This is a genomic window from Streptomyces sp. NPDC005262, assembly GCF_042872425.1.
In the GTDB taxonomy this organism is placed as follows: Bacteria; Actinomycetota; Actinomycetes; order Streptomycetales; family Streptomycetaceae; genus Streptomyces.
Genome location: NZ_JBIAKK010000002.1, coordinates 1,015,563 through 1,041,609, shown reverse-complemented (window position 1 = coordinate 1,041,609; position 26,047 = coordinate 1,015,563). Strand labels below are relative to the sequence as shown.

Here is a 26,047-nt window from a genome sequence, read left to right as displayed (position 1 = left end):
GGCGAATCGTTCCGCGAACTACGAGATGCCGTCGAAAGCGAGGTGAGAACACCATGGCCAGAGCAGTTCTGCTGCTGGGTGCCGAAGGCGCCGTGGCCGAGCAGCTGGTGGGAGCGGCTCAGACCCTCGAGATCCATCTGCACATCGCGACCCACCGGGAGTTGTACCGGAGCTGTCCCGACGAACTGCGCAAGCAGCTCGCCGGAACCATCTTCACCGACTTCCGCAGCACGGCGTACGCCGTCGACCAACTCGCCGAGTACTGCGCCCAGGAAGGCATCGGCGGAGTGGCGGTCGGCCGGGAGACGCTGTCCCCGGTCGCCGCAGCGCTGACCGACCGGCTGGGACTGCCTGGCCATGATCCCGCCATGGCACAGTCCGCCCGCGGCAAGTGGCAGATGGCGCAGGCCCTGCGGACGCGCGGCGTGCCCGGGCCGCGCACGGCGGCGGTCGTCTCGCCCGAGGCCGCCGAGGAGCGGCTGCGGTCGGCCGGCCTTCACTACCCGGTCGTCGTCAGACCGGCCGAGGGCTCGGGCAGTATCGGGCAGACCCTCGTCGAGACGCCGGACGAGCTCCCCGGCGCGGTCCGGCGCGCCCTGAAATGGCGCGAGGACATCACGTACGGAATCCGCTTCGACGCCGTCGCGGTGATCCAGGAGCACCTGAAAGGCGCCGAGTACAGCGTGGAGACCGTGCTGCACCGCGGCGGCTGCACGCACTTGGCGATCGTCCGGCGGATCTCCACCGGCGGCCGGAACAGCGAGGAGCTCGGCCGTACCCTGCCCGCAGACGTGGACGAGCTGACCCGGATCACGATCCTGGCCACCGTGGAGCGCGGGCTCGCGGCCCTCGGGCTGCGGGACGGCATCGCGCACAGCCATCTGAAGATGACGGCGGAGGGGCCCCGGCTCATCGAGGTGGGCGCGGGTCCGCCCGACGGATCCGTCATGGAGATGATCGAGCACGCCACCGGCGTCAGCGTGGCCGCGGCCTATCTCCAGGCCGTCCTCGGCGAGCTTCCCGACACCCGGCCGACCCGCAGCGGCGCGGTGGCGCTCCGGTTCATCAACACCCCGCGGCACGGTGTCTTCCGTGGCCTGAGCGGCCTCGCCGTCAGCCCGCATGTCATCGCCGTCCGCTCCTACGCGGAGCCGGGCGACCTGGTGGGCAGCACCCACTCCAAGTACACCCGTCTCGGCCACGTCATCGTCCTGGCGCCGGGACCGGACCAGGCCGACGCCCGTGCCGACGAGGCCATCGCGGGCATTACCAGCTGCATCGAAAGCTGAGTCCCTCCGGAGAGACCGGCTGTCTCCCCTCTCCGCACCCACCCCTTGAACGGCACCGCCGCACCGCCGCCACGGCGGTGCGGCGGCCTGCCCATGACCGGAGGAACGAGAACCATGAAGGGAACACAGAGCCCGAGCCCGGCACGCCGGATCCTCGGTGTCGGATGGCGCCTGCACGGCGACGGCCGGGCACCGCAACCGGGCGCCGCGGTGATGCCGGACGAGCGGCTCTCGTGGCCGCGTACGGTGGGCCTCGGAGCCCAGCACGTGGTGGCGATGTTCGGTGCGACTTTCGTCTTTCCGGTGGTCATGGGGCTCGACCCGAACCTGGCCATCATGATGTCCGGAGTCGCGACCGTTCTGTTTCTGCTGGTGGTCCAGGGCCGGATCCCCAGTTACCTGGGCACGAGCGCCTCGTTCGTGGGCGCGGTGGCCGCCATCCGGGCGGCCGGCGGCACCACGTCCACCGTCACCGGCGCGATCCTCGTCGCGGGGCTGGTGCTCGCCGCGGTGGGCCTGATCGTCCACTTCGCCGGGCCCGGACTGATCAACAAGGCGTTCCCGCCCGTCGTGGCCGGCGCGGTGGTGCTGCTCATCGGGCTCAACCTGGCGCCGGTGGTGGCCGACATCTACTGGCCCCAGGACCAGTGGGTGGCTCTCGCGACCATGTGCGTGGTCGTCGTGACGGGCGTGCTGCTGCGCGGATTCTGGAGCAGGCTCGCGGTCTTCGTGGGTCTGGTCTTCGGATACGTCCTCTCGTGGGTGCTGGACCGGACGGCCGGCCCGATCACCGCGCCCGGGGCCACCGGCGAGGTCACCCGCCATCTGCGGGTACAGCTCTCGGAGGCCGCCTCGGCCCCGTGGTTCGGCCTGCCGACCATGCACGCACCGACGTTCACCGCGTCCGCCGCGCTCCTCGTGCTGCCTGGCGTGATCGCCCTGGTGGCGGAGAACACCGGGCACATCAAGGCGGTGGCCGAGATGACGGGGTCCGACCTCGACCCGGTACTCGGGCGCGCCATCCTCGGCGACGGTCTGGCCACAGCGGTCTCCTCGGCGGTCGGCGGCGCGCCGACCACGACCTTCGCGGAGAACATCGGGGTGATGGCCGCGACCCGGGTCTACTCGACCGCCGCGTACTGGATGGCGGCCGCCGCGGCACTGCTGTTCGGCCTGTGCCCCAAGTTCGGCGCGCTCGTCGCGGCCACCCCGGGCGGTGTCCTCGGCGGCATCACCGTCGTCCTGTACGGGATGATCGGGCTGCTCGGAGCCAAGATCTGGATCAAGTCATCGGTGGACTTCGCGGACCCGGTGAACCTGGTCCCGATCGCAGCCGGCGCGGTGCTGGGCATCGGCGGGGTATCGCTCAAGGTGACGGACACCTTCTCGATCAGCGGCATAGCCCTGGGCACCCTCGTCACCCTCCTCGGCTACCACGTCCTGGCGGCACTGCGACGTCCTGCCGCCGAGCCGGCTGCGGAGTCCCGTCCGGCACCCGTCGCGCAGGGGCGCGGGGCCGTACCCACGGCGCCGGCTCCCGGCCCCCGGCTCGTGCCGGCCCCGGTCCAGGAGACCGCGCCCGCCCTCCTCGAGCCCGGCCCCGCTCCGGCGGTCACGGCCTCCTGAGCTCTCTCGTCCGGATCAGGGAGCGGGGTCCGGTGCGTGCCGGGCCCCCGCGAGCCGGCAGGATCCGAACGAGCGGCCCTGGACCGGGCCGGCGAAGCGCATCAACCAGCCGTCGATACGGCGCACCTGCGGCCGGGGTGTGAAGTGATCCCAGGGTCACTTCACACCCCGGCTGTTTCGCCTGCTTCGGGAGACGGGCCGCCACCTGCCAACTGGCCAAGCCGATATCCGAGTTGGAAGCGGCTCTCGGCCTTGAGATCGGCCTTGAGTTTGGCCAGGTGGGTGGCGTAGGCGCGGGTGCTGAGCCCGATCCGCTTGGCGATGGCATTGTCACTGTCCCCATGGATGAGACACCTGATAATGGTCTCGCGTAACACGGCGCTGATGTGGCTCGATTCGTTCGGAGTCCGGGACCCCTGAAAGGGTTTGGCGCGCTGCCAGTTGCGCTCGAACACCTCGGTGAGGAAACGCACCACGGCCGGTTCCTTGATAATGACGGCCTGGTCCCGCTCGGTGTCGGCAGGGACGAATGCCATGCTCCGGTCGACGATGATCAACCGGTCGAAGAACTCGTCGAGAGTACGGACCTGGGCGCCCAGCGAGGTCATTTCGGTCACGTATTCACGGGTGGGCCCGTCGTGCCAGGCGGTGTGCTGGTAGAGCGTCCGCACCTCCACCCCGCGGTCGAGCAGCTCGGCGGTCTGCTGACGGATCTGCTCGAGCGTGGCCTTGGGCCGGCCGCCCCCCGGCTGCGCGGTGAACAGCTCCGAGGTGCTCTGCTGCACACTCTCGTTGACGATGGCGCTGATCGCGGCCTTGCCCTGGATGCGGACGATGGACTCGCCGCCCTGCGGTCCCGCGGTGTGCCGGGAGTCGACGATGAGAGGTCGCAGCAGGTCCGTGAGGTTCCGCGCCTCCTCCAGCATGGTCAGCGCGGAAGAGCGCAGCAGCGCGCCGATCCGGGCCTCCACGATGCCGGGCTCCACCGCGACGAGACGCGAAGGGGAGGAGGTGTCCTCGCGGACCATCCCCATGGACAGGAGCTCATCCATGATCTCGCGATCCTCGCGGATGCCGTCCAAAGGACACTCCGACGAGCCGCCCGGCTGCTCCCGCTCGGACTGCGCACCCGAGTCCTTCCGGAGGAGTTCGACGTACGTGGCGCGCGCCTTCGTGCTGGGTATGGGCACCACTGGCTTTGCCGGATACATAGCCAACTCCGTTGAGAGTATTGGTGATCACGCAGAAGGAGGCGGAGTGTGGCTTCCATGGGCCGAGTGCCGATAGTAAGCCGAATCCGCCGCCGACAGAGCAGGGGTGTGTGCCTGCTGCATGGGCATTGTGCCTGTTCGTCTGCGGAGCGGTGCACAGAACGCGCCTATTTCACAGAGATGTCAAATAGCCGTCGGATGCCGACCGGGACGAAGCCGTGACCCACCGGTCCGCCCTGAACCGCCTGCGTGTCAATCCGTCCCGGATGTGCTGGGATCGTCGCTTTCTCCCAGGGCAATCCCCAATTGCCAAGCACGGAAACCGGCTTGAAAGCGGCTCTCGACCCCCAGCTCGTCGGTGATGTCCTTCACATGCCGGCGGAAGGTCCGGGTCGCCATCCCCAGCCGCTTGGCAATCACCTCGTCCTTCAGGCCGGTCGCCATCAGACGCAGGATCGAGGTTTTCAACTCCTCCGTGGATGGCTGGAATTCAGCCTGTTGGGCGTCGAAGGGCCGGGCCGACTCCCAGAGGCTCTCGAACATCCGGTACAGGAAGCCCACCACCGTCGGGTCGGTGACCACCGAGGCTCCCTGCGGCCGGCCCGCGGCCCGGGGCTGCGGGACGAACGCCGTCTCACGGTCGAAGACGATGATCCGGTCGAACGCCTCGGCGGTGGTGCGGATCCGGGCCCCGGCCGCGGAGACCGACCGCACATAGGCCTGCGTCGACAGGCTCGCCCGGGCGGTGTGCTGGTACAGGGTGCGCAGCCGCACCCCTCTCTCCAGCATCGACAGGCTCTCTGCCACGATCGAGCTCAGCGTGTCGGGATCGCGGCCGCCGCCCGGCTGGATGGAGACCATCTCCTCGGTGCACAGCCGGGTCATCATCGACAACTCGCGGCGCACCTCGGTGGGATCGTCGAAGGAGCGCAGCCCGTCCGAGGTGCGCCCGGCGCGACTGTGTTCGGCGAACAGCGATGCCAGAGGCCGAAGTTGGGCGTGCATGCGGGTCAACTCCTGCTGCCGCTGCCGGATCTCCTGCTCCAACGGCGCCCGGGCGAGCATCTCGGCGATCGCCGGGTCCGACGGCAGCAGTTCGCTGCCGTCGGTACTGGACACAAGCAACCCGAGTTCCAGTAGGTTGTCGCGCGCAAGAGTCAACTCGCCTATGGTCAGGCCCAATTCGGCCGCAGCTCCGTCGGCGTCGCGGAGCCCGCCGTTCCGCAGCGCCCATTCATAGACGGACAGCGGGACTGGCTCGAGAATGAGCGCCGAGGCGCCGCGTTGTGTCCCTGAACGCGCCATTTGTCGAGATCCTCTTCCGGTCTGGCCAGCTTAGGACACCGAGTATCTCTCCAACTGAGCTGCTGCTGCTGGCAAAGTCTTCATATCGCGCTGTACAGCACGGTCGATCTGAACGACCGAGGTTCCCCGGAAGGGTGAAACAATGCGCCGAATCGCATTCCTGCGATCCATTGAGATTCAGCAGACAAAGCCTTTTCTCACAGCTCTTGAGACACGTCTCCAGCGGGAGGACACCGAAGCGAAACTCTTCTACACGGACGGCGAGTGCGGACCCGACGACTTCCCCGGTGAATCGGAGAAGATAGCCGGTGACATATCAGCCGACGAACTCGCCAAGAAGGTCATCGACTGGGGCGCCCACGGGGTGATCTCCCTCTCCATCGCCGACGAGAACGCCCTACGTGACTCGGTGGTGCGACGGCGCCTGGAGACCGTGGGAATTCCCATGGTGGCGCACAGCCTGGCCGCCACGAGCCTCACCGCCAACAAGTGGGAGACGAAGCGGCTGCTGGAGGAGCACGGATTCGACATTCCGCCCGGCGTGCTCGTGGACAGCGATGTACTCGCCGGTCGCGGCCTGCGCATTCCGGCGTACGTCGACTCGATCCTGATCCAGACCGCCGACATGGGATATCCCGTGCTCAGCAAGCCGCTCTGGGACTGCATGGGCGCCGGCATGGTGCCGCTGGCCGACGAAGCCGAACTCGAACGGCACTTGGCTGAACCGCACAGCGGAAATTTCATCCTGGAACGCTGTGTGTCCGGTGAGATCTGCTCGGTGGAAGTGGTCGGCGCCCGTGGACAGTACGTCGTCCACCCGGTGGTGTGGCAAGGGCCGGCGGAGATCGGCCCGGTCTTCAACTTCGGCCGGCTGCGCTATGTGGCACCGCGCCGGGAGGCGGATCTGGCATTCGCCCCGGTCGCCGAGAAACTCAAGAAGATCGCTCAGGCCCTCGATCTGCACGGAGCGGTCGGTCTGGACATGATCTACGAGGACGGAATCTACCGGATTCTCGAAATCAATCCCCGAGTCACTGGAACGACCACCCCCTGCATAGCCTCCACCGGCTTCAACACGTACGACTGCCTGCTCTCCATCCTGGACGGGACCTGGCCGGACGAGGCGGACCACGGGCACGGCCTCCAGCGGGTGTGTCTGCAGTTCCCGGTGCGCGAACTCTCCCCGGAATTCGTGCACGACGTGACCCGCGAGCTCGACGTCGTACGGACGCAGTCGCTCAATATCGACGGCGTCGACCATCCCAATGTGATCATCACCTGCGAGCTCGACGACCGGGCGGAACTCCCGGCGAAGCTCGAATCGCTCTGGCAGCGCCACGAATTCACCGACCGGTCATTCCTGCGGCAGATCGCAGCGGCCGTAGGAGTGGCCGAAGCGGAAGCGGCGGAGGCCGCTGTGGCAACGGCATGACGATAACCGAAGTGTGGGAGAAAGAGATGAAGGAAACGGCAGGCAGCCATGCGGATTGACGGCTATCGCAAGGTCGTGAGCCGGCCAGGTATCGGCCTGCTCATGCTCCTCGGGTTCTTCTCGAAGATCGCGGTGGTGGCGATCCCCGTGGTGATGAACCTGGGCGTCGTGTTCGGCCTCGACCGGGGCTTCGGCGCCGCCGGACTGGTGATCGCGCTGTGGACGGTGGGCGTGGCGGTCGGCGGTCCGGTGCAGGGCCGCATGATGGACAAGTACGGCGTACGACCCGTACTCATCGTCTCGCTGATCGGCCAGGCGCTCTTCTGGGGGATCGGTCCCAGCATGTCCTACGGGGTGCTGTCGGTGGCCGCCGTCGGCTGCGGACTCCTCAACCTCCCGGGGTTCGCCGTCGTGCGGCTGAGGCTCGCGGTCGCCATCCCGGAGGAGCAGCGGCACACCGCCTTCGCACTCGACGCCATGACGTCCAACATCTCGTACATGGTGGGCCCGGCGCTCGGTGTGACCGTGGCGACCGCCGTCTCCAGCGATGTCTCGATGTGGGGCCTCGGCCTGATCGTCGCACTCGCCGGGGCGGGCCTGGCGCTGCTCAACCCCCAGGTCCGCGACTCCGCCAAGGAGTCCGGCAGCGAGCCCACCCCCCGCATGAGGTTCCGCGAGTGGTTCAAGCCCGCGCTCGTCCCGGTCCTCGTGGCCACCACCGCCACCACTCTGGCGACCGCCGGCTACGAGACGGCGATCGTGGGCGGGCTGCGCCACTCGGGCCAGGTCGAATGGGCCGGCCTCGTCCTCACGGTCTGCGGGCTCTGCTCCTTCATCGGCGCACTCCTGTACGGCACGCTGAAACGGCCGCCGCACTTCGCCGTCATCTCGGCACTGGTGGGCCTCACGACCGTGGTCGGCGGCTTCGCCACCGGCGACTGGCGCCTGCTGTGCCTGGCCATGGTGCTGCCGGCCGCCCTCTGCTCGCCGTCCTTCGCGGCGACGGGCGGCGCCGCGAGCGGGCTGGCCCCGGCCGGGGCCCGGGGCGTCGTGATGGGCATCTACAGCGCCTCCCTCACCCTCGGCAACAGCATCGGCGCCCCCCTGTCCGGGGCGATCCAGGACGCCAGGAGCCCACTGTGGGCCTTCGTGGTCATCGGCCTCACCAGCGCCGCCCTCTCCGGCGTGGCCCTCGGCTGGACTGCCTGGCTGGCTCGGAGGCCGGCCGCCGAGCCGCCGAGCGCACCGGTCCTCGCCGACGCCGCCGCCTGACACCTCATATCACCTTTCATGCACAGCAGTTGGAGACCTGAATGGACACCAAGGGTTACGTCGTCATCGTCGACGCATTCGCCCCGGCCCGGTTCTTCCCGCCGGAGTTCCACGAAGCGGGCTACGCATGCGTGCGAGTGCAGAGCACCCCTGAGATCCCGCCGGCCTTCGCCGGCGCCCTCGACCTGACGCTCTACGCCGACAACATCGTCCACACCGGGGACCTCGAAGAGACCGTACGGGCCGCCGGTGCGTACGAACCGGTGGCGGTCTTCGCCGGCAGTGAGTTCGGCGTCGAGTTCGCCGACCGGCTGAGCGAGGCCATGGGCCTGCCGACCAACGGCACGGAGCTCAGCGCCGCCCGCCGCGACAAGTTCACCATGATCGAGACGATCAAGGCCGCAGGAGTGCGCGGAGCCAGGCAGCTGCTCGCCACGAGCGCCGACGAACTGGCCCGGTGGCACCAGGAACTGGGCACCCGCGTCGTGGTCAAGCCGCTCAAGAGCGCGGGCAACGACGGCGTCAGGTTCTGCGCCACCCCCGAGGAGAGCGCGGCCGCCTTCCTCGAACTCACCGGCTCGGAGAACCTGTTCAGCCAGCGCAACGAGGGCGTCGTCGCCCAGGAGCACCTCTTCGGCGGCGAGTACATGGTCAACACCGTCAGCCGCGACGGCAAGCACCACGTCACCGACATCATCGCCACCACCCGCCTTTCCGTGAACGGCGTTCACGACATCAGCAACTCGTGCTATCTGCTCCCCCGTCACGGTCAGGCGCAGGACCAGCTGGTCCCGTACGCGTTCGAAGTCCTTGACGCCCTGGGTGTGCGGCACGGCCCCTCGCACATCGAGCTGAAGCTCACCCCCTCGGGGCCCGTGCTCATCGAGATGGGCGCCCGCATCTGCGGCGGAGACCTGCCGCACTACGTGCAGCTGGCGACCGGCGAGTCCCCCTTCGACTGGACGGTCGAAGCCTTCGTGCGGCCGGACCGCTTCCACGAGCGCCACGACGACGACTACGAGATCCAGCGGTACTTCGCCTCGGTCGGCCTGGTCTCCGCCAAGCAGGGGCAGCTGGATTCGCTGCGCCACCTCAAGGAGATCGAGGAGCTCGAAAGCTTCCACGACCTGTCGCAGTTCGTGCCGCTCGGCGGCACGGTCGTCCCCACGGTCAACGACAGCACCTACGTCGGTTTCGTGCGGCTTTTCCACGAGCTCGAGGAAGTCGTCATGCGTGACATCAACACCATCCACTACCTGGACGGCGACGGAATGTACGCACTCTCCGAGGAGTCCTGACCCCATGAACGCGAACAACGCCGGCCTGCCGCACATCGTCGTCATCAACCGCTGGCGCGAGCAGTACGCCCGCTATGCCGAATACCTCGACCACGCCACCCACCAGGTCTCCTACATCACCACGGAGGTGGGTCTGCCGTCCGTACCCGAGGCGGCGGGCGACATCCTGGTCGTGGAGCGGACCGACGACCTGGAGGCCGTGCGCGCCGCACTCAGGGTGCTCGCCGTGCGGCACGGACGGCCCGAGGCGATCGTCGCCCTCAAGGAGGACGATCTCCTCATCGCCGCCGAGCTGCGCGAGGAGTGGAACTGCCCCGGCCAGCGGGTGGGCCACCTGGCTCGCTTCAGGGACAAGTACCTCATGGCCACCGCCGTCGCGGAAGCCGGCCTCGACCTTCCGGACTTCTCCCTCGCCGGCGACGGGACATCCATCCTGGAATTCGGCGCGAATCACGGCTGGCCGCTCATCCTGAAGCCGGTGATGGGCAGTTCGAGCGAAGGTGTCGTCAAGCTCGACGGCCCCGAGGACGTCCTCGCCGTCGACCTCGCGGACACGCCGATGATGGTGCAGACCTTCAACCCCGGCCGGATCTACCACGTGGACGGCGTCTTCACCGGCCGCGAGATCCAGCACTGGCGCGCCTCGCGCTATGTGAACACCTGCCTGGGATTCCGCTCAGGGGACTTCCTCGGCTCCGTCGAGGAGGACGACGAGACGGTCAACAGGGCCATCGGCGAGAGCACGGCCGACTACCTCCGGGCGCTCTCCGGTGACCCGCTCGTCTTCCACCTGGAACTGTTCGTCAACGACACCCCCGACGGCCCCCGCTGCAGCTTCCTGGAGGTGGGCGCGCGGGTCGGCGGCGCCGAGATCCCCTTCGTGTGGCGTGAGCTCCACGGTTACGACCTGATGGACGCCGCATTCCAGCTCCAGCTCCAACGCCCTGTCCCCCAAGGGCAGATGACCCGGCCCGAGGAGATCGGCGGCTATCTGCTGATCCCGGCCCCAGGGGCGCGGCCGTGCCGCATCACCGAGGTCACCTCGATGGTCGGCAACACCCCGGGACCCTACGCCGAGGCGCTCCTGGAGGTCGGGGACATCCTGCCGCCGGCCGACGCGTACTACGAGCACGTCGGCGGCCGCTTCCGCTTCCGCGGTGCGACGAGCCACGACGTGGAGCAGGCCCTCGTCGCAACCGCCGCGGCGTTCCGGGTCTCCGGCGTCCCGGCCACCCCCGCGGACCAGGCCGCCGCGTCCCTGGGGCAGCTGGCCGGCGCGAGCAGGGGCTGACCGGTCTCACCCCTCCCCGTATCCGGCTTCCGGAGCCGCCGCAGCCGGAACACCTCCACCAGTCATCGCCGTACAGAGGCCTGTTCAGCCAGAACAGTCACGAAGAGGAGAGCTCACCATGTCCGCAGTAGCCACCGCCATCGCCCCCGCGCCCGCGCCCGCCATCGGGACGACTCCGTTCCGCCATTTCTCCGCGATCCTGCTCCGCCGAGCCCTGGCCCGGCACGCGGAGTGGGAGCGTAAGGAGTTCACCTCGTCCTGGGAGGACCTGCCGGTCGACGCGTATCTCAAGGACGGGGCGATGTTCCGCCGCCGAAGGTACAGCCAGTTCCACCTGGCCGACGACCGCCTGGTGCCCAGCGGCGAGATCGTGTTCGAGCAGTCCAAGGAGGTGAACTCGCTGTTCGGTGGCGTCCAGCGGCACTTCGAGCCGCTCCGTGAGGACGTGGCGGCCTCCGCGTTGCTCGAGACGGTCGTGTTCACCTTTCTGGACAACCTGCCAGGGGAGATCGACCGGTCCAACGCCGCCATAGGCGTCCACCAGATCCGGATCACCGCCGGCCGCGACGAGGCCTCGCTGCCCGCCCCGGAGGGCATCCACGAGGACGGCCACCACTTCGTCGCCCAGGTGCTGATCAATCGCGAGGGCGTCACCGGAGGTGAGTCGCAGCTGTACGACCGCGACCGCACCCCGATCTTCCGGACCACGCTGCTCGAGCCGCTCGAGTCGATCGTCATCGACGACCGCCGGGTCTTCCACGGCGTCTCCGGTATCACCCCGGCCCCCGGGGCCCCCGAGGGCATCCGCGACATGATGCTGATCGACTTCTTCCCGCTCACCGACTGACCGGGACGCCCTGACCGAATGCTCCGCCGAGGCAACGGACTCCTCCCCAAGTCCGCTGCTCCCGGCGGGGCTTCGGCGCGCCCGCGACGGCGCGTGGACACCGACCGGGAAAAGCTCAGGAACCGGCCCGAATAGTTTCGGAGAGTAGAGGAGCGTCCCATCATGCAGTCCATGTCCGAGGCCGAGTGGCGTACGTTCGCCCTCTCCGGCACCCGAACGGCGAAGCTGGCGACTCACCGCAAGGACGGCCGCCCCCACGTCACACCGGTGTGGTTCCTCCTCGACGAGGCGGAGGGCGCCGAGACCGGCCGGCCGCAGGTTCTCTTCACCACGTGGCACGAATCCCTCAAGGCGAAGTCGCTGCGCAGGAACCCCCGGTTCGCACTCTGCGTCGACGACCAGGAACAGCCCTACGCATACGTCATGCTCGAGTGCACCGCGACCTTCACCGAGGACCCCGGCGACCTCCGTCACTGGGCGACCAGGATCGGCGCCCGCTACATGGGCGCCGACCGGGCCGACCGGTACGGACAGCGAAACTCGGTCCCGGGGGAGTACCTGGTCCGCGCCACGATCGACCGGGTGACCGCCTTCACCGGCATCGCGGACTAAGGGCTGTCCCGTAATCCCTGGTGGATCGGCGCGCGGCGCCGGATGCGGTGCATCGCAAGGCGGAGGGCCGTCATCGTACCGGTCTTATTCGGGCGTTCCGACAACGCAGAGGTGCCGTAGCTGTCGTCGTGCGCCCGCCAGGGATTGCGGGACAGCCCTGAGGTGCTGTCCGTACGTTTCGAACGCGGTTCTGAACTGGTAACTCGGCATCGGTTATGCGGACCTATGACCAGTGCTCTGCGTGTCAGTGCTCTGGTTGCCGTAACGAGATGGGCTGGTCGGGTGCCCGGGAAGCGTGTACGGCCAATCCGAGCAGTGCACGGTATTGCTCAAAGGTATATGTACTTGCGCCCCAGGTTGTCGGAATCCGAGGCCTGCGGTTCCCACACCTTGCCACCTCCGCTGCTGCGGATCGGAACCGTGTCCGAACCGCCCGGGAACGCAGTGGCAGGGGGATGGCCGACAGCTCCTCAAGGAGACAAATATGATGCAAAAATCCCGACGACGGCTGCTGGTCGCTTCGTTTCCAGTTGTGATGGCGGTCGGGTTGTCGACCTCGCTCACTGCGCCTGCCCACGCCGACAGCGGACCGTCGCTGACCATTGCCGAGTCCCACCAGCAAGCGTTCGTTGCAGGCGGGACGGGGACCTACGCCATCACCGTCGGCAACGCCGGGCCCGGCGCGACCGACGGGGCCGTCACCAAGGTCACCGGTACCCTGCCCGCGGGCGTGACCGCACTCGCTGCCGGCGGAAGTGGCTGGAGCTGTGCGACGTCGCCCAGCGTGAAATGCACCCGCTCCGACGCCCTGGGACCCCAGCAGGCATACATGCCTATCACCCTGACCGTGGGGATCTCGCCCTCCTTGGCAGGGAAGAACGTCGCCAGTAAATTCCGCGTCGCCAGGGGTGGCCCTACCACCTTCCAAGAGGAAAGCTCCATCACCGTCAACGACCCCATCACCCAGACCCAGACCCAGAAGCAGACCCAGACTCAAACCCAGACGGTTACCGTGAAGTGCCCGAGCGATCACGACAAGCGCGCCGCGGTCTGATAGGGAGACGGAACTGACATTGGTGGACGATGCGCCTTTGCGGGATCCACCGGCACCCGTTGCGCGTTGTGCTCGGCCATCATGGCCTGGGCCATGGGTGGTGGCGCTCCTCGCCGCCGACTCCGAAATCGGAAACACAGGCATCCACCACTGCGTCCGGGGTTTGCTCTGCCGGCGGCGAGCCGCTGGACGGCGGCAGAGGTCGGCGGAACGGCTTTGGGTTGAAGCTGCTTCGGCGCGAGTGATCACGGCCCCGTAAGCCTCCGGCGCGTCGGGCAGTCTCTGGACCTGCCCGGTAAAGCACGACGTTGGGACCATGATTACCGCGGCTCGCGCCGAAGTGGCGCCCTGAGGCCGTGGATTCGACCGGCCTCAGACACAGGGGGTTTTCCCTGCGCCCCCCATGTCGCCTGCGGGGACCTGATGAAGTAGAGAAGCTCTTACCGCGCCAAGGGCTGTGCCGTAATCCCTGGTGGCAGTGCGCGGTGTCAGATGCGGTGCGTCGCCGGGGTCGGCTCAGGGAGAGGCGGTCACGGAGGGTTGGCCGCCATCCGGCAGGCACCGTTCGCGGCGCCGCCCGGCACGCCGGCCCCGGTCAGGGCACTCACGCAGCCTTGCAGGTCGGCGTGCACACCTTGGGTGCACGCCGACCTGACGGTGTCCGAGATTTCGACGCCCGTCTGCTGGACCATGTTCGTGCAGGCCGGGATGTCCGCGTGGGCGGCGGGGGCGGCGAAGGCCACGCCGCCCAGTGCGAGGGTCAGACCGGTGAGGACTCCGGCTGTACGGGCCGACGTGCGCATGGAGCCACCTGCTCTCCGGGGTTGGTCGGGGACTCGCGGATTCCAAGGGGCCGAGCAGCGGACGCGGCCGGTGTACAACTGTGGTCCCGGGCCCTCGCTCCCGTCGGCTCGGCAGGACCGCCCCTTCTCCTTCCGACGCTAGAACAGTCCACCGCCACGCGCACTCCGGCCGGTGGCGGGACGCGCCCCCGAGCCCTTCCGCCACACCATGCCTCGACACCCAGAGGTCCATCCAACCGCCAACGTGCCAACGCCCTGCGAGGCGATGCTCACCCTTGCCGGAGCAACTCGTGCGCCATCGCGATCACGGCACGTGCCGCAGCACCCGGCGTGCGATCAGACGGAGCGGCCAGGGAAAACGTCCATTCCAGGTCGGCGTCGTCGATTGTCAGCGTGGCGACGTCCTGCCCCTTCCCGAGGGCGACCCGTGGCAGCAGCGCCACGCCCAGGCCGTTTCGGACGTAGGCCACGCCGGTGGTGAGGTCGGTGATCTCGATGGCGACGCGATGGGGGACGGAGGCAGCGGCGAAGGCCCGGTCGGCAACGGTCCGGTTGCTGTAGCCCGCGGGGAAGTCGACGAAGTCCAGGCCGGCCAGTTCGGTGATCGACACGGTGCGGCGTTTCGCGAGCGGATGGGCGGCCGGCACGACGAGGTCGAGCACCGAGGTGGCGAGCGTGGTCAGCGTGATGCCGGTCGGGCGCGGTCCGGGCCCCGAAACGAAGGCGAGGTCGAGCCGGCGTTCGAGGAGGGCTTCGACCAGGCCCTGGGAGCCGGAGGGGGCTGCGCTGGTCTGCAGGAACACGCCGGGATGACGCCGGTGGAATTCACCGAGGAACACGGGAAGGTCGATGAGCCCAACCGTGGATATCGCGCCCAGTCGTAGTGTGCCGCGCAGTCCGCCACGGACCTCGCCCACCGCGTCTGCGGCCTCCCGGGCGGCGTCGAGAGCGGCGTGGGCCCGCGGTAGCAGGGCTGCACCGGCATCGGTGAGCAGCACGCGTTTGGGGGTGCGTTCCAGCAGCGGCGCGCGGAGTTCCCGCTCGAGGTTCTTGATTGTGGTGGAGACCGCGGACTGGACGACGTGCAGCCGTGCGGCGGCACGGGTGAAGTTCGCTTCCTCGGCGACGGCGACGAAGTACTCGAGCTGGCGCAGTTCCACCCTCCGAGTATCCCTCAGTCAGCCCCCGAGGTATCTCTCAGCGAGATGGCGGCAGTCTCCGACTTTCGTTGGACAGCGCCTGTTGCGTCCAGCGATTCTGTTGGAAGTTCAACCGATAGAGGAGGCTGAAAGATGACCTATAAGACGCCACCGACATACCTGGGAAGCGGCGACCCGGCGCGGCAGCGCAAGGACTACTACCCCCTTGGCTGGACAATCTTGCCGACGATGTGACGCTGGAGGCCGGGTCTTCAACGGGACCGTCCACGGAGCCGAGGACGTTTTCGCGATACTGTCCTACGCACGCACTCTGTACGAATTCCAGGACTTCATCTACATCGGCAAGCACGGAGAGAATGGCTTCGTCGAGGACTACGCGGCGACGGTGGACGGTAGGCCGATCGGCAACATCGCTGTCGTCTACAAGAACGAAGATGGGAAGACTCAACATCTTGTGATGAACCACCGTCCGCTGCCGATGCTCCAGTACTTCTCCCGGAAGCCGGGCGAACACTTCGCTGGGACAGAGTATGCGAAGTACTGTGCCGACCCGTCGGATGCCGACCGCGGCTGATCGGGGTCCAGCTCATTTTCTGCTGCGATCTGGAGGAAACGTGTCCCGCAATCCGGAAATCGTGGACGCTTGCTGGCGAACACATTCCGGATTCGAGGAGAACGATTCCTCGGAATATTCCATGGGCCTGAACGGATTCTCGTCCTCTGCCGGGATATCCACGATCACTACTACGGCACACGGTCCTCGATGCCGGGTCGCACGTGGTCGTTCCCGTCAAGGCCAGGGCGAAGGCGAAGACCGGCCGCACCATGGAGACGGTACTGATCACGGACCTCAGTAGCCGCACGAACCCAGCACGCTTACATGATCATGCCGAGCGAGTCGGTAAAGGCCCGGAGAGGGCCCGACGTCGACGAAACTCTGCACAAGGCCCGGTTCCATCGAGACGGAAGGGTCCGGAGCCTGGGCGCCGACGAGGATGTCGGCACCGGATGGTTTTTTTCCAGAACGCCCGGCGAGTTCGTCGAGCACTGAGAGGTGAAAGGTCGCTCATGCCTCAATCCATGCGCGCGCTCGTGGCCGGAAAGCTCGGCGAGCCCACTGATGTCCTGCGGCTGGAATCCCGGCCTGTCCCCACGCCGAAGGCCGGTCAGGCGTTGATCCGTGTGAAGGCGACGCCGATTCACGCCAGTGATCTGCACGTGCTGCGTGGCCGCTACGGTTTCTCCCCGGAGTTTCCCACTGTGGGTGGTCACATGGAATGCGTGGGCCGTGTCGAGGCCCTGGGCCCGGATACCGAGGGACCAAAGATCGGCGAGCGCGTGGTGGTCGCTGCAGTCCCGGCGGTGCCCGGGCCCCGTGTGGACGGCACTTGGCAGGAATACCTTGTTGCCGACACACGGAGGCTTCTGCCGGTCCCTGACCGGCTGAGCGACTCCGACGCCTGTCAACTCACCGTCAATCCGTTGACCGCGCTGCTCCTCGTGACTCGCGAACTCGACGTACAGCCGGGTGAATGGCTGTTGCAGACGGCCGCGGGTTCCACCGTCGGCCGGCTCGTCATTCAGCTGGCCAGGCATCTGGGTATCCGCACGATCAATGTCGTACGGCGACGCGATGCCGTCGAGGAGATCAAAGCGCTCGGTGGTGACGAGGTCATTTGCACGGAGGACGAAGACCTGTTGCAGCGTGTGGCTGAGACAGCAGGACCGGCCGGCGTGCGCAAGGCCATCGACTGTGTCGCGGGCCACGTGGGTGCCGAGGTATCCCAGGCCTTGGCTCCCGGAGGAGAGGTCGTGGTCTACGGCGCGCTCTCCACCCACCGGCAGACCGACCCGGCAGCGCTGACGATCCCGCTGCAGGCACGCTCGGTCATCTACGAGACCAAAGCGGTCCGTGGCTTCTGGCTGAACCGCTGGTTCGGCACTGCCTCACCTGAGGATGTCATGCGCGCACTGTCCGACGTTCGCGGTCTCGTCGCTGATGAAGTGCTGAGCATCCCCCAGGGCCGGCCGTTCCCGCTCGAACGCTTCACCGAAGCCATCGCGCTCGCCGAAACACCCGCACATGGCGCCAAGCCGTTCTTCGTCTTCGAAGACGGCCGGGACAACGACGACAGGTAGGACGCGGCCCGCGGCGGTGCGGTTGCGGCGGGGCAAGGCCGACGACGCCCGCGGCGCCGCCCAGCTCGGACAGGCCACCGCTCGGTCGGCCGGACAGGGGCACCAGGCCGGCGTCCGCGATCGGGTTCGGCTCGTCGAACGCGTTATTTCGTTTTTCAGGGCCGCCGGCAGGAGCCGGCCCCTTGCCAGGAAGGCTGGAAGATGGCTGACAAGTCGAAACCGATGTATCTGGGCAGCGGTGACCCGGCGCGGCAGCGCACGGACTACTACCCCGCTTGGCTGGACAACCTGGCCGACGATGTGACGATGGAGGGCTCGGTGTTGAACGGGGTCGTGCGGGGGGCGGAGGACGTTCGCACGCTGCTGTCCTATGCGCGCACTCTGTACGAGTACCAGGACTTCATCTACATCGGCGGGTACGGAGAGACCGACTTCGTCGAGGACTACACGTCGACGGTGGGCGGTGAGCCGATCGCAAACATCGCTGTCGTCTACAGGAACGCAGAGGGACTGACGCAACATCTCGTGGTGAACCACCGTCCGCTGTCGTCGGTCCTGCTCTTCTCTCGGCTGATGGGCGAGCACTTCGCTGGGACGCGGTACGCCCAGTACTTCGCTGCCCCGTCGGTCGATGCGGACGGCGGCTGAAGAGGAGCTTTCATGCGACCACATGACGGGAGGTCAGCACCTCGTACAGGGTGGCCTCGGCAGGATTCGAACCTGCGACATCCGCTTCAAGAGTTCGATCGGGTGTGCCTGACAGAGCACTCGACCGCGCACGGCCGGGCCGCTCGTGCGCACAACGCCGCACCCGTTTACTGCCGTTGATGTCACCTGGTGACGTCAGGTCGGATGGCCCCATGGGACGTGTTGAGGCCGAGCTGCTCACGGACGGTGGGAACAACGCTGTGGTGCGCCTGCCGGGTCGACGGTTCGTCGGTCTACTGATCCAGGGCGACTCGCTCTCCACCCTTCGCAGCGATCTTGCCGAGGTGGTGGAAGCCTTCGATCAGGGCGACGGGGCCGGGCTCGCAAAAACCGCCGGCCTTCTCCTGGCCGACCTCTACGCGCTGCTGATGCGCTACTCCGCCGCGTTGGACGCGCACGAGATCCCTCGACCGTACTGACCATGCCTGCGCCCTGAGCTTGGGAATCGCGGGGCTTTCCAGCTCGATCACGGCTCTGACTTGGTGGAACGCCTCTGCTCGCGCCCTGAGTCAAGCCCCGTCATGACCGCTGTTGACCGTGGTTCGCCGACCGATCGGGTACGCATCGGGCACGGCTGCCCTTCGTCCCGCACTATCGGCCGGAAGGTCATCCTGGTCCAGGAGGCCGGTCGTGAGGTCATCGACGGCCGTTGACAGCCACCTGCGGTTGCGGTGACTGCTGTACCTCACAGGCCGCCGCCTACCGCTCCACGCGGTTTGTCCGCTGTCGTCACTCTGCGCAGCCGGTCGGACACGCGCTACGCAGACGCATCGAGGCAGAATGCGCGAATATGGATGAAGAGGCTGTTTCTGCATCAGGGAGTTACAGGTGGATGCCTCGGACGAACTTCTGCGAAGGGCTGGCCCGTCGGCGCTTCTGACGCTGGATGGTGCCGTCCGCAGCCTCAACACGGCGATGGCCACGGCGCTGGGCAGGCCGGCGGAGGAGTGCCTGGGGCGCTGCTTCAGTGACCTGTACCCTGCAAGTCAGCGGCTGTCGGCCGAGAGTCTCGTGGTATCCGCCGCCAGGACGAAGGCGGTCGCGATGCGGGTGCTGGAGTTTCCCGGGCGAGGCGCAGTACCGGTTGCCTGCTTGCTGGAGGCGCGGCAAGTGAAGGATCCCGCCGGTGACGAGCAGCTGGTCTGGGTGCACTCCCTGGATGCGCACAACGACCTGGCCAGCCTGCTGATCCCGTTCCGGCTGGCCGCCGAGGCCGCCGACCTCGGCCTGTGGATGTACTCACCCCAGCTGGATCAGCTGGAGTGGCTCGGTGGCGCACCCGCTCTGGTCGCGCTCTCGCCGGATCTCACTACGCCGCTTCCCAGAGTGATCTCGGCATTGCACCCTGACGACCGGGAAGCCTTCAGGCAGATCCTGCGCTCGGCTCCAGCTCAGTCCCGCTGGTTGAGGTTGCGGCACCTCACCCCGCAGGATGGCTGGCACCAACTGGCCTTTCAGACCCGTCGGCTCCAGTTGGGGTATCGCGGCCCCGAACGGAGCTTCGGGGTGCTCCGTGACGACACCAAGCGGGAGAAGCGCAAGCAGAAGGCGCAGGCCGCACTGATCGCCGAGCGGCGGCGCGCCAAAGATATCGCCGACTTCTCCTCCGCCTTGATCACCGCAGCCACGATTCAGGAACTGCAGCAGGTCGTCCTGACCCGGCTCGCCGCGACCTTCGGCGCCGGCGGCGTCATGTTCGCACTCGTCGACGACGGGCGCCTGAGCGTCTCCACCGACACCGGGATAACCATGTGTGAGGCCCAGGCCCTGCACGGCATGTCGTTGGACCATCCCAGCCCGCTGCCCGAGGCGATCCGCACCGGCAAGCCGCAGTTCGTCCTCGACCGGGCGGACTACATCCGCCGCTGGCCGCATGGGGCCAGCCTGCCGTGGATGGACCGGCTCGGCTCCGACTACACCGTCTCCATCACGCCCCTCGGCGAGACCGGCAATCAGCCACTTGGGGCGTGGGTGATGACCAACGGCAGCAAATACCGGCCGTCCCTGGATGAGCGGACCCTCATGGGTGCGCTGGCTGACCTGGCAGGCCAGGCGCTGCGACGCATCCGGTTGCAGCAGGCACGTGTCGAGTTGGCCACGGCGCTGCAGCAGACCATGCTCCCCACACTGCCCGAGCACCTTCCAGGCCTGGAGGTCGCCGCCCACTACCGACCGAGCCGGGACGGGCTCGATATCGGGGGAGACTGGTACGACGCCTTCGTGATGTCCGACGGCGCGATCGCACTGGAGATCGGCGACGTCCAGGGGCACGACGTGGACGCCGCCGCCTACATGGGACAGGTCCGCTCGTTCATGCGCGCAATCGCCGACCAGGAACCGGATCCGAGAACCGTGCTGACCCGCACCAACGATCTGCTCGTCACGATGGACCCCGACCGATTCGCCAGTTGCACCATGCTGCATGTCGACTCGCGCGACGGACGGGTCACCGGCACCAGCGCCGGCCATGTGCCGGTGCTTTGCGCGCACAGGGACAGCAGCCACGAGGTCCGCGAGTTGCCGGGCGGGCCGGTCCTGGGAGTCGTGCCCGGCACCGAGTACCGCGCGGAGACCTTCACCCTGGACGAGGACAGTGCGCTGGTCATGGTCACCGACGGCGTAGTCGAAGGACCGGGCCTCACACTGGACGCCGGTCTGGAGCGGGTGGGAACGCTGGCCGGCCAAGCCGTCCACGACGGGCTGAACGCCGAGGAGACCGCCGACCGCATCCTCGACGCCGCGGTCGCGGTAGACCACCTCGACGATGTGGCCGTGCTGGTCATCCGACGCACATGATGGCGTCAAGCAGGCACAGCGGTCGATGACGACGCCCACGCCGGCATGGGCATCGAGATCTGGCCTCATCCTTCAGACGGCCGGCCCGCAGACGAAATGCACAGTTTGGTCCGTCACCACGATCGCTTTCATGGGAATTGTCTCCTTGGGTATTTGTCTCTGGTGAAAACGTTGCAGGCATGGAAGGCCTGTTCGGCATCCCCTCGGCGGGGCGGACAGGACGCGGCCGGCCGAGCTGGACAGCGCCGGCCGGACTGCTATTCGCTCGTCGTCATCTCTCCGACCTTAGGAGCGGAGCAGCCCAGGCGTATGGTCCATTTCTATGGGGAAACCGTGGGCCAGTCCGGGGTTCGACCCGCATGTCGAGCCGACCGGGCCGGGTCTGTGCAAGGGGCGCGTTCTTCGCCACCACCTACTACACCAGCCCTAGAGGCCCGAAGAAGTCGTCGCCATGCGGGTCCTGGACGCGCGGTTGCCGGGAGAGCGCGACGATGACCAGTGGAGCGAGCTGCTCTTTCACACGGCTCGGCCGGAAGACGGCAAGCAGTGGACCGCCACCGGGGAGGTCCACGAAAAGCGCGGACTGAACGGAAGGGTCACGGACGACACCCGCGTCGTGCCGTGCCGAACGGCACTCACGAAGATCCTTCGTGAACACATTGCGTCGGAGAAACTCAAGCCCGGCGATCTGATCTTCCCAGGGGAACGGTGGCCTGCTCTCCGGAAGGGTCTTCCGGCGGGCCTGACGGACCGTGCGCGAGAAAGTCCTCGGCCCGAATGGGCGCGCAGCAGTGTGCCGGTGCTACTCGCCAGGTGCGCCCGGTCCATCTCCGGACAACTCACGGATCATCAGAAGCGCATCGGGTCCAGCGGCGACCTCCTCGACCTGACGGCAGAGGGCTGAGCCCACCGGGAAAGCTGCGACACGTATGCGACAGAGCCACCCGCAGAACCCCGGTGACAGCCGGACAGCGCCGGACCTTCCCCACTCCGACCTGCGGTCGGTCCGGCGCTTATGCGTTCTGTACGCCGCCCTCGCTACGGTGCGGTGACCTGCCAAAAAGGCCCTCCCGAGGGAGGGCCTGGCATGGTGCGGACTGTGTGCCCCCGGCAGGACTCGAACCTGCGGCCAAGCGCTTAGAAGGCGCCTGCTCTATCCACTGAGCTACGGGGGCCGGGTGGTGGCCTCGGCGGCCTGGAGCCCTGGGACCGGGCCGGTCCGTGACCTTGCCGGGACAAGGATAGGGCTCCGATCGCCTCGACCCGGTTGCTTCACCTGCGTGGCACGATGTGGAGGTTCGGTGAAGCGAACCGATAATCGCAGGTGGGTGCGGATCTTGCACGGCTTTTGACGCCTGGCGCCTCGGGTGTTGTGTACTCGTTATGCCTGCGCCCCACTCGTCCCCTCTGTCCCGACGGCGTAACCGGCGCGCAGAGGCGGCTATACGCTTCAAAATGGCGCCAAAATTGGGCATTCTTCGCATGTGGTGACCATGGACGTACGGCCTCAGCTCATCGACGCACTTTCCGCCCTGCGCGACCGTGTCGCTGCCGTGCGTCTGCCACTCCCGCTTCCGGGGGCGGCACGTGCCCGTCAGACCAGGGTCGAGCTGCTCGCACAGCTCGACGACTACCTGCTTCCCCGACTGAAGGATCCTGAAGCGCCGCTGCTCGCAGTCGTCGGTGGATCCACCGGGGCCGGGAAGTCGACGCTCGTCAACTCGCTCGTGGGGCGGCGGGTCAGCGAGGCCGGGGTGCTGCGGCCGACGACCCGGACCCCTGTCCTTGTCTGCCATCCGGATGATCATCACTGGTTCGCCGGGGTACGCGTACTGCCGCAACTGACCCGCGTCTGGCTGCCGCCGGAGGAGTCCGCGGATCCCGGCCTCTGCGACGACCGCGACGGGCTCGGCGAGGACGAGCAGGAGGACGGGACCGCGCTGCGGATCGAGACCGCCGCGAGTCTGCCGCGCGGACTCGCGCTGCTCGACGCCCCGGACATCGACTCGCTCGTCGTACGGAACCGGGTGCTGGCAGCCGAACTCGTCTGTGCCGCCGACATCTGGGTCATGGTCACCACCGCTTCCCGGTACGCCGACGCGGTGCCGTGGCAGATGCTGCGGACGGCAAAGGAGCACGACGCCTCCCTCGTCATCGTGCTCGACCGGGTGCCGCACCAGGTGATCGCCGAAGTGTCGCGGCAGTACGGAGCGCTGCTCACCAGGGCGGGTCTCGGTGAGGTGCCCCGCTTCACCATCCCGGAACTGCCCGAGTCGGCGGGCGGCGGCAGCGGTCTGCTGCCCACCACCGCGGTCGCACCGCTGCGGGCCTGGCTCGGCCACCGCGTGCACGATCCGGCGGCCCGCCAGCAGGCCGTGGGGCGTACGGCGACCGGAGTCATCGACTCGCTGGACGTACGCATGCCGGAGCTGGCCGGGGCCGTCGCCGCGCAGTACGCGGCGGCCGTGCGGCTCACCGGCGTGGTCGAGGACGCCTACCGGAAGGAGGGCGCCCGGGTGCAGCGGCGGCTGCAGAACGGCGGTGTGCTCGCCGGTGACGCCCGCACCCGGTGGCGCGGATACCCGCTCTACAGCTCCTCCGAGGAACTGCTCGACGCACTGGGGGAGAGCCTGGCCGCACTCCTGCAGTGCGCTGTCGCCGCCGCCGACGAGCAGATCCGCACAACCTGGCGGCACGAGCCGGCAGCCGGAGTCTTCGGGCCCGAGGCCGCCGGCCGTCAGGCCGGGGGGTGGGGGCCGACCGAGGACGTCCGGGGCCGGACCGCCATGGCCGTACGACGGTGGCGGCGAGTGCTGGAGGAACTGGCCGAGGAAGAGGTGCGCCGGCTGGAACGCAACGCCGCACCTGACGCAGAGACGGTTGCCGCACTGCTGGCCGCCGCGCTGCTCGGCGGACGCCGTGCCCGCAGCGCCGGGGAACAACTCGCCGAACGCATCGGCGTCCAGGGGGCCCTGCGACTGCGCGACAAGGGCGGCGCGCTGCTGACCACCTATCTCGACCGGGTGCTGAACGGTGAGCGTGACCGGCGGCTCGCGCCGCTCGACGCGCTCGATGTGACTCCGGAACCGCAGGCAGAACTGATTGCCGCGCTGTCCGTACTGCAGAAGGAGAGGTGGCAGCGTTGACTGTCGTCACTGACCAGGACCACAGCCAGGAACAGGACCGGGTGCGGGACACGGGCCCGGACACGGACCGGGACGTGGACCGTGAGCCGGGGCAGGGCCGGACTGCGGAAGTCGCGATCCGCAGCGTCCCCGAGCCCGTCGGACGCTGGGACGACGGGCTCATTGCCCGGCGTGCCGCTGCCGCCTCCAAGGAACCCTCGGGGAAATCCGGGCCCGATCCAGATCCCGGCCGCGAGGCCGCCTCCGACGACGTACGGCCCCAGGTCGAGGCGTACGTACCGTCCGGCAGGCCGCTCGGGCCGCGGCTCGACGCGCTGCGTGAACTCGTCGGACTGTCCAGGGCCAGGCTCGACCAAGCCACCCTCGCCGAGGCAGGGCGCGTACTCGACGAAGCCGCCGCCCGGCAGCGGCTCTCCTCCCGGCACACCGTCGTCGCCATTGCCGGTGCGTCGGGCAGCGGCAAGTCGACCCTCTTCAACTCCCTCGCGGGCGCGCAGATCTCCGACACCGGGCTGCGAAGGCCGACCACTGCCGCGCCCATCGCCTGCTCCTGGACCGACGGCGCCGCCGGACTGCTGGACCGGCTCGCCATTCCCGGGCGGCTCAGGCGCAGGCCGTACCAGGGCGGTACGGAAGCGGACGAGGCGCTCCAGGGGCTCGTTCTCGTCGATCTGCCCGACCACGACTCGGCGGCGACCGGGCACCGCGAGCAGGTGGACCGGGTGCTTGCGCTCGTCGACGCGGTGATCTGGGTCGTGGATCCGGAGAAGTACGCGGACGCGGCTCTGCACGAGCGCTATCTGCGGCCGCTGGCCGGGCACGCGGAGGTCACCTTCGTGGTTCTCAACCAGGTGGACCGGCTGCCCGGCGACGCCGCCGACCAGGTCCTCGACGACCTGCGCCGGCTGCTCGACGAGGACGGCATGGCGCTCGGCGAACACGGCGAACCGGGCGCCACCGTGTTGTCCCTGTCGGCTCTCACCGGCGACGGGGTGGGCGAACTGCGTGAGCTGCTGGGCCGGTTCGTCCAGGAGCGCACCGCCGCGGCGCGCCGGCTCTCCGCCGATGTGGACGCCGTCGCGGCCAGACTGCGGTCGGCGTACGTCGCCGAGGGGCGGCCGGGGCTCGGGGAGCGTGCCCGCGAGGAGTTCGCCGACCGGCTGGCCGAGGCCGTCGGCGCGGCCGCGGCAGGTCAGGCCGCCGAGCGCGAGTGGCGCAGGAACGCCGGGCGGGCCTGCGGGACACCCTGGCTGCGGCTGTGGCGCTGGTACGAGTCCACCAGGCAGCCGGGAACCACGGACTGGGCAGCAGCGCTGCCCGCGCCGCCGGAGGAGCAGCTCACCGCCCGGCAACGCGTCGAGCAGGCGGTCCGCACAGTGGCGGACGCCGCCGCCGACGGGCTGCCCGGCCCCTGGGCGCAGGCGGTCCGCGAGGCCGCGATGAACGGGGCGGAAGGGCTGCCGGAGGCACTGGACGAGCTGGCGCAGAAGAGCGGCACGGTGGCGGAGGGCCAGGGCAGGGCCGTGGGGGAGGACGAGCGTGCGGGCGAGGACGCGTGGCCCGACGCGACGCCCGTCGACGCCGACGGCGGGGCTGCGGTCGCTGCCGGGATGGCCGGCGGATCCGGTGGGGCACACACACGGCGGGTGGCCGGCAGGCCGCCGCGGCCCGCGTGGTGGCCCGCCGCCGTATTGGCACAGGTCTCCATGACGCTGCTGCAGATCTTCGGTGGCCTCTGGATGATCGGCCAGATCGTCGGCGTTGTCGAACCAGGGCTGCTCACCGCCGCATCGGTGATGATGGCCGGCGTCGTCGGCGGGCCGCTGGTCGAGTGGTCGTGTGCGGCCGCCGCGCGTGGGCCCGCACGGCGGTACGGGCTGGAGGCCGAGCGGCGGCTGCGCGAGGCGGCGGCGGCCTGCGGTCGGGCGCGGGTACTCGATCCGGTGGCGGCCGAACTGGTGCGGTACCGCGAGGTGCGGGAGCGGTTCGTGGCGGTGACGGAGTTTTCCACAAGCGGCCGTTAGTCCACAGCCCTCAGCAGGATCCCCGCCTCCCCTT

20 protein-coding genes and 1 tRNA gene are annotated in these 26,047 nt (G+C 68.5%); 16 read left to right on the top strand and 5 right to left on the bottom strand.

Features of this window, described 5'->3' with window-relative positions; translation table 11 throughout:
* The first annotated feature begins 53 nt into the window (after nt 1-53).
* Nucleotides 54-1,289 carry an ATP-grasp domain-containing protein gene (locus ACFYP5_RS09825; RefSeq protein ID WP_389032802.1) on the top strand — a complete coding sequence of 412 codons (1,236 nt, stop codon included), beginning with the start codon at nt 54-56 and terminating at the stop codon, nt 1,287-1,289.
* A gap of 114 nt (nt 1,290-1,403) precedes the next feature.
* Complete coding sequence (locus ACFYP5_RS09820; protein WP_389032799.1) at nt 1,404-2,915, top strand: solute carrier family 23 protein; 1,512 nt, start codon at nt 1,404-1,406, stop codon at nt 2,913-2,915.
* 161 nt (nt 2,916-3,076) lie between these two features.
* Here the strand turns inward: ACFYP5_RS09820 and ACFYP5_RS09815 are convergent, their stop codons facing one another.
* Together ACFYP5_RS09815 and ACFYP5_RS09810 are read right to left on the bottom strand one after the other, a co-directional pair.
* Nucleotides 3,077-4,105, bottom strand: coding sequence for a LuxR family transcriptional regulator (locus tag ACFYP5_RS09815; RefSeq protein ID WP_389032797.1), 1,029 nt, complete (start codon nt 4,103-4,105; stop codon nt 3,077-3,079).
* 273 nt (nt 4,106-4,378) lie between these two features.
* A complete protein-coding gene (locus ACFYP5_RS09810) occupies nt 4,379-5,431 on the bottom strand; it encodes a LuxR C-terminal-related transcriptional regulator (RefSeq protein ID WP_389032796.1) in 1,053 nt (350 codons plus the stop codon).
* 142 nt (nt 5,432-5,573) lie between these two features.
* Between ACFYP5_RS09810 and ACFYP5_RS09805 the strand changes: the two genes are divergently transcribed.
* The 7 genes from ACFYP5_RS09805 to ACFYP5_RS09775 all read left to right on the top strand — a co-directional run bounded on the left by ACFYP5_RS09805 (nt 5,574) and on the right by ACFYP5_RS09775 (nt 13,237).
* Nucleotides 5,574-6,863, top strand: coding sequence for an acetyl-CoA carboxylase biotin carboxylase subunit family protein (locus ACFYP5_RS09805; protein ID WP_389032794.1), 1,290 nt, complete (start codon nt 5,574-5,576; stop codon nt 6,861-6,863).
* Between the two features lie 48 nt (nt 6,864-6,911).
* Nucleotides 6,912-8,135 carry an MFS transporter gene (locus ACFYP5_RS09800; protein ID WP_389032792.1) on the top strand — a complete coding sequence of 408 codons (1,224 nt, stop codon included), beginning with the start codon at nt 6,912-6,914 and terminating at the stop codon, nt 8,133-8,135.
* A gap of 41 nt (nt 8,136-8,176) precedes the next feature.
* Complete coding sequence (locus ACFYP5_RS09795; RefSeq protein WP_389032789.1) at nt 8,177-9,433, top strand: ATP-grasp domain-containing protein; 1,257 nt, start codon at nt 8,177-8,179, stop codon at nt 9,431-9,433.
* Between the two features lie 4 nt (nt 9,434-9,437).
* Nucleotides 9,438-10,724, top strand: a complete 1,287-nt coding sequence (locus tag ACFYP5_RS09790) for an acetyl-CoA carboxylase biotin carboxylase subunit family protein (protein WP_389032786.1) — start codon at nt 9,438-9,440, stop codon at nt 10,722-10,724.
* A 118-nt stretch (nt 10,725-10,842) separates the two neighbouring features.
* Entirely contained in the window at nt 10,843-11,571 is a 729-nt protein-coding gene (locus ACFYP5_RS09785) for a 2OG-Fe dioxygenase family protein (RefSeq protein ID WP_389032784.1), read from the top strand.
* A 171-nt stretch (nt 11,572-11,742) separates the two neighbouring features.
* Entirely contained in the window at nt 11,743-12,183 is a 441-nt protein-coding gene (locus ACFYP5_RS09780; RefSeq protein WP_389033015.1) for a PPOX class F420-dependent oxidoreductase, read from the top strand.
* Between the two features lie 484 nt (nt 12,184-12,667).
* Nucleotides 12,668-13,237: a hypothetical protein gene (locus ACFYP5_RS09775; protein ID WP_389032781.1), complete on the top strand. Its 570-nt coding sequence runs from the start codon at nt 12,668-12,670 to the stop codon at nt 13,235-13,237.
* A 530-nt stretch (nt 13,238-13,767) separates the two neighbouring features.
* Here ACFYP5_RS09775 and ACFYP5_RS09770 read toward each other — a convergent pair.
* Both ACFYP5_RS09770 and ACFYP5_RS09765 read right to left on the bottom strand, forming a co-directional pair.
* Entirely contained in the window at nt 13,768-14,040 is a 273-nt protein-coding gene (locus ACFYP5_RS09770) for a hypothetical protein (RefSeq protein WP_389032779.1), read from the bottom strand.
* Between the two features lie 269 nt (nt 14,041-14,309).
* Nucleotides 14,310-15,200: a LysR family transcriptional regulator gene (locus ACFYP5_RS09765; RefSeq protein WP_389032776.1), complete on the bottom strand. Its 891-nt coding sequence runs from the start codon at nt 15,198-15,200 to the stop codon at nt 14,310-14,312.
* Between the two features lie 205 nt (nt 15,201-15,405).
* On the opposite strand from ACFYP5_RS09765, the gene ACFYP5_RS09760 reads away from it, so the two are divergent.
* The 5 genes from ACFYP5_RS09760 (at nt 15,406) to ACFYP5_RS09740 (ending at nt 20,843) form a co-directional block, all read left to right on the top strand.
* Nucleotides 15,406-15,774 (top strand): hypothetical protein, encoded by a 369-nt coding sequence (locus ACFYP5_RS09760; RefSeq protein ID WP_389032773.1) that lies wholly within the window; start codon nt 15,406-15,408, stop codon nt 15,772-15,774.
* 506 nt (nt 15,775-16,280) lie between these two features.
* Nucleotides 16,281-17,339 carry a zinc-dependent alcohol dehydrogenase family protein gene (locus tag ACFYP5_RS09755; RefSeq protein ID WP_389032770.1) on the top strand — a complete coding sequence of 353 codons (1,059 nt, stop codon included), beginning with the start codon at nt 16,281-16,283 and terminating at the stop codon, nt 17,337-17,339.
* Between the two features lie 201 nt (nt 17,340-17,540).
* A complete protein-coding gene (locus ACFYP5_RS09750) occupies nt 17,541-17,987 on the top strand; it encodes a hypothetical protein (RefSeq protein ID WP_389032768.1) in 447 nt (148 codons plus the stop codon).
* A gap of 212 nt (nt 17,988-18,199) precedes the next feature.
* Nucleotides 18,200-18,466: a DUF6959 family protein gene (locus tag ACFYP5_RS09745; protein WP_389032765.1), complete on the top strand. Its 267-nt coding sequence runs from the start codon at nt 18,200-18,202 to the stop codon at nt 18,464-18,466.
* 409 nt (nt 18,467-18,875) lie between these two features.
* Nucleotides 18,876-20,843: a SpoIIE family protein phosphatase gene (locus ACFYP5_RS09740; protein WP_389032762.1), complete on the top strand. Its 1,968-nt coding sequence runs from the start codon at nt 18,876-18,878 to the stop codon at nt 20,841-20,843.
* 1,102 nt (nt 20,844-21,945) lie between these two features.
* Here ACFYP5_RS09740 and ACFYP5_RS09735 read toward each other — a convergent pair.
* A tRNA-Arg gene (locus ACFYP5_RS09735) sits at nt 21,946-22,018 on the bottom strand.
* A 318-nt stretch (nt 22,019-22,336) separates the two neighbouring features.
* Between ACFYP5_RS09735 and ACFYP5_RS09730 the strand changes: the two genes are divergently transcribed.
* A complete protein-coding gene (locus ACFYP5_RS09730; RefSeq protein WP_389033012.1) occupies nt 22,337-23,989 on the top strand; it encodes a dynamin family protein in 1,653 nt (550 codons plus the stop codon).
* The gene (locus ACFYP5_RS09725) at nt 23,986-26,013 is read left to right on the top strand and encodes a GTPase (RefSeq protein WP_389032759.1); all 2,028 of its coding nucleotides are present in this window, start codon (nt 23,986-23,988) and stop codon (nt 26,011-26,013) included. Before ACFYP5_RS09730 ends, ACFYP5_RS09725 begins: the two co-directional genes overlap by 4 nt.
* Nucleotides 26,014-26,047 lie beyond the last annotated feature (34 nt).

What these genes read in the sequence shown, in the direction of transcription:
- ACFYP5_RS09810 (WP_389032796.1), bottom strand. Translation starts at nt 5,431, where the DNA reads ATGGCGCGTTCAGGGACACAACGCGGCGCCTCGGCGCTCATTCTCGAG.
- ACFYP5_RS09745 (WP_389032765.1), top strand. Translation starts at nt 18,200, where the DNA reads ATGGGACGTGTTGAGGCCGAGCTGCTCACGGACGGTGGGAACAACGCT.
- ACFYP5_RS09790 (WP_389032786.1), top strand. Translation starts at nt 9,438, where the DNA reads ATGAACGCGAACAACGCCGGCCTGCCGCACATCGTCGTCATCAACCGC.
- ACFYP5_RS09785 (WP_389032784.1), top strand. Translation starts at nt 10,843, where the DNA reads ATGTCCGCAGTAGCCACCGCCATCGCCCCCGCGCCCGCGCCCGCCATC.
- ACFYP5_RS09755 (WP_389032770.1), top strand. Translation starts at nt 16,281, where the DNA reads ATGCGCGCGCTCGTGGCCGGAAAGCTCGGCGAGCCCACTGATGTCCTG.
- ACFYP5_RS09800 (WP_389032792.1), top strand. Translation starts at nt 6,912, where the DNA reads ATGCGGATTGACGGCTATCGCAAGGTCGTGAGCCGGCCAGGTATCGGC.
- ACFYP5_RS09825 (WP_389032802.1), top strand. Translation starts at nt 54, where the DNA reads ATGGCCAGAGCAGTTCTGCTGCTGGGTGCCGAAGGCGCCGTGGCCGAG.
- ACFYP5_RS09795 (WP_389032789.1), top strand. Translation starts at nt 8,177, where the DNA reads ATGGACACCAAGGGTTACGTCGTCATCGTCGACGCATTCGCCCCGGCC.
- ACFYP5_RS09750 (WP_389032768.1), top strand. Translation starts at nt 17,541, where the DNA reads ATGGCTGACAAGTCGAAACCGATGTATCTGGGCAGCGGTGACCCGGCG.
- ACFYP5_RS09805 (WP_389032794.1), top strand. Translation starts at nt 5,574, where the DNA reads ATGCGCCGAATCGCATTCCTGCGATCCATTGAGATTCAGCAGACAAAG.
- ACFYP5_RS09770 (WP_389032779.1), bottom strand. Translation starts at nt 14,040, where the DNA reads ATGCGCACGTCGGCCCGTACAGCCGGAGTCCTCACCGGTCTGACCCTC.
- ACFYP5_RS09775 (WP_389032781.1), top strand. Translation starts at nt 12,668, where the DNA reads ATGATGCAAAAATCCCGACGACGGCTGCTGGTCGCTTCGTTTCCAGTT.
- ACFYP5_RS09780 (WP_389033015.1), top strand. Translation starts at nt 11,743, where the DNA reads ATGTCCGAGGCCGAGTGGCGTACGTTCGCCCTCTCCGGCACCCGAACG.
- ACFYP5_RS09730 (WP_389033012.1), top strand. Translation starts at nt 22,337, where the DNA reads ATGGACGTACGGCCTCAGCTCATCGACGCACTTTCCGCCCTGCGCGAC.
- ACFYP5_RS09820 (WP_389032799.1), top strand. Translation starts at nt 1,404, where the DNA reads ATGAAGGGAACACAGAGCCCGAGCCCGGCACGCCGGATCCTCGGTGTC.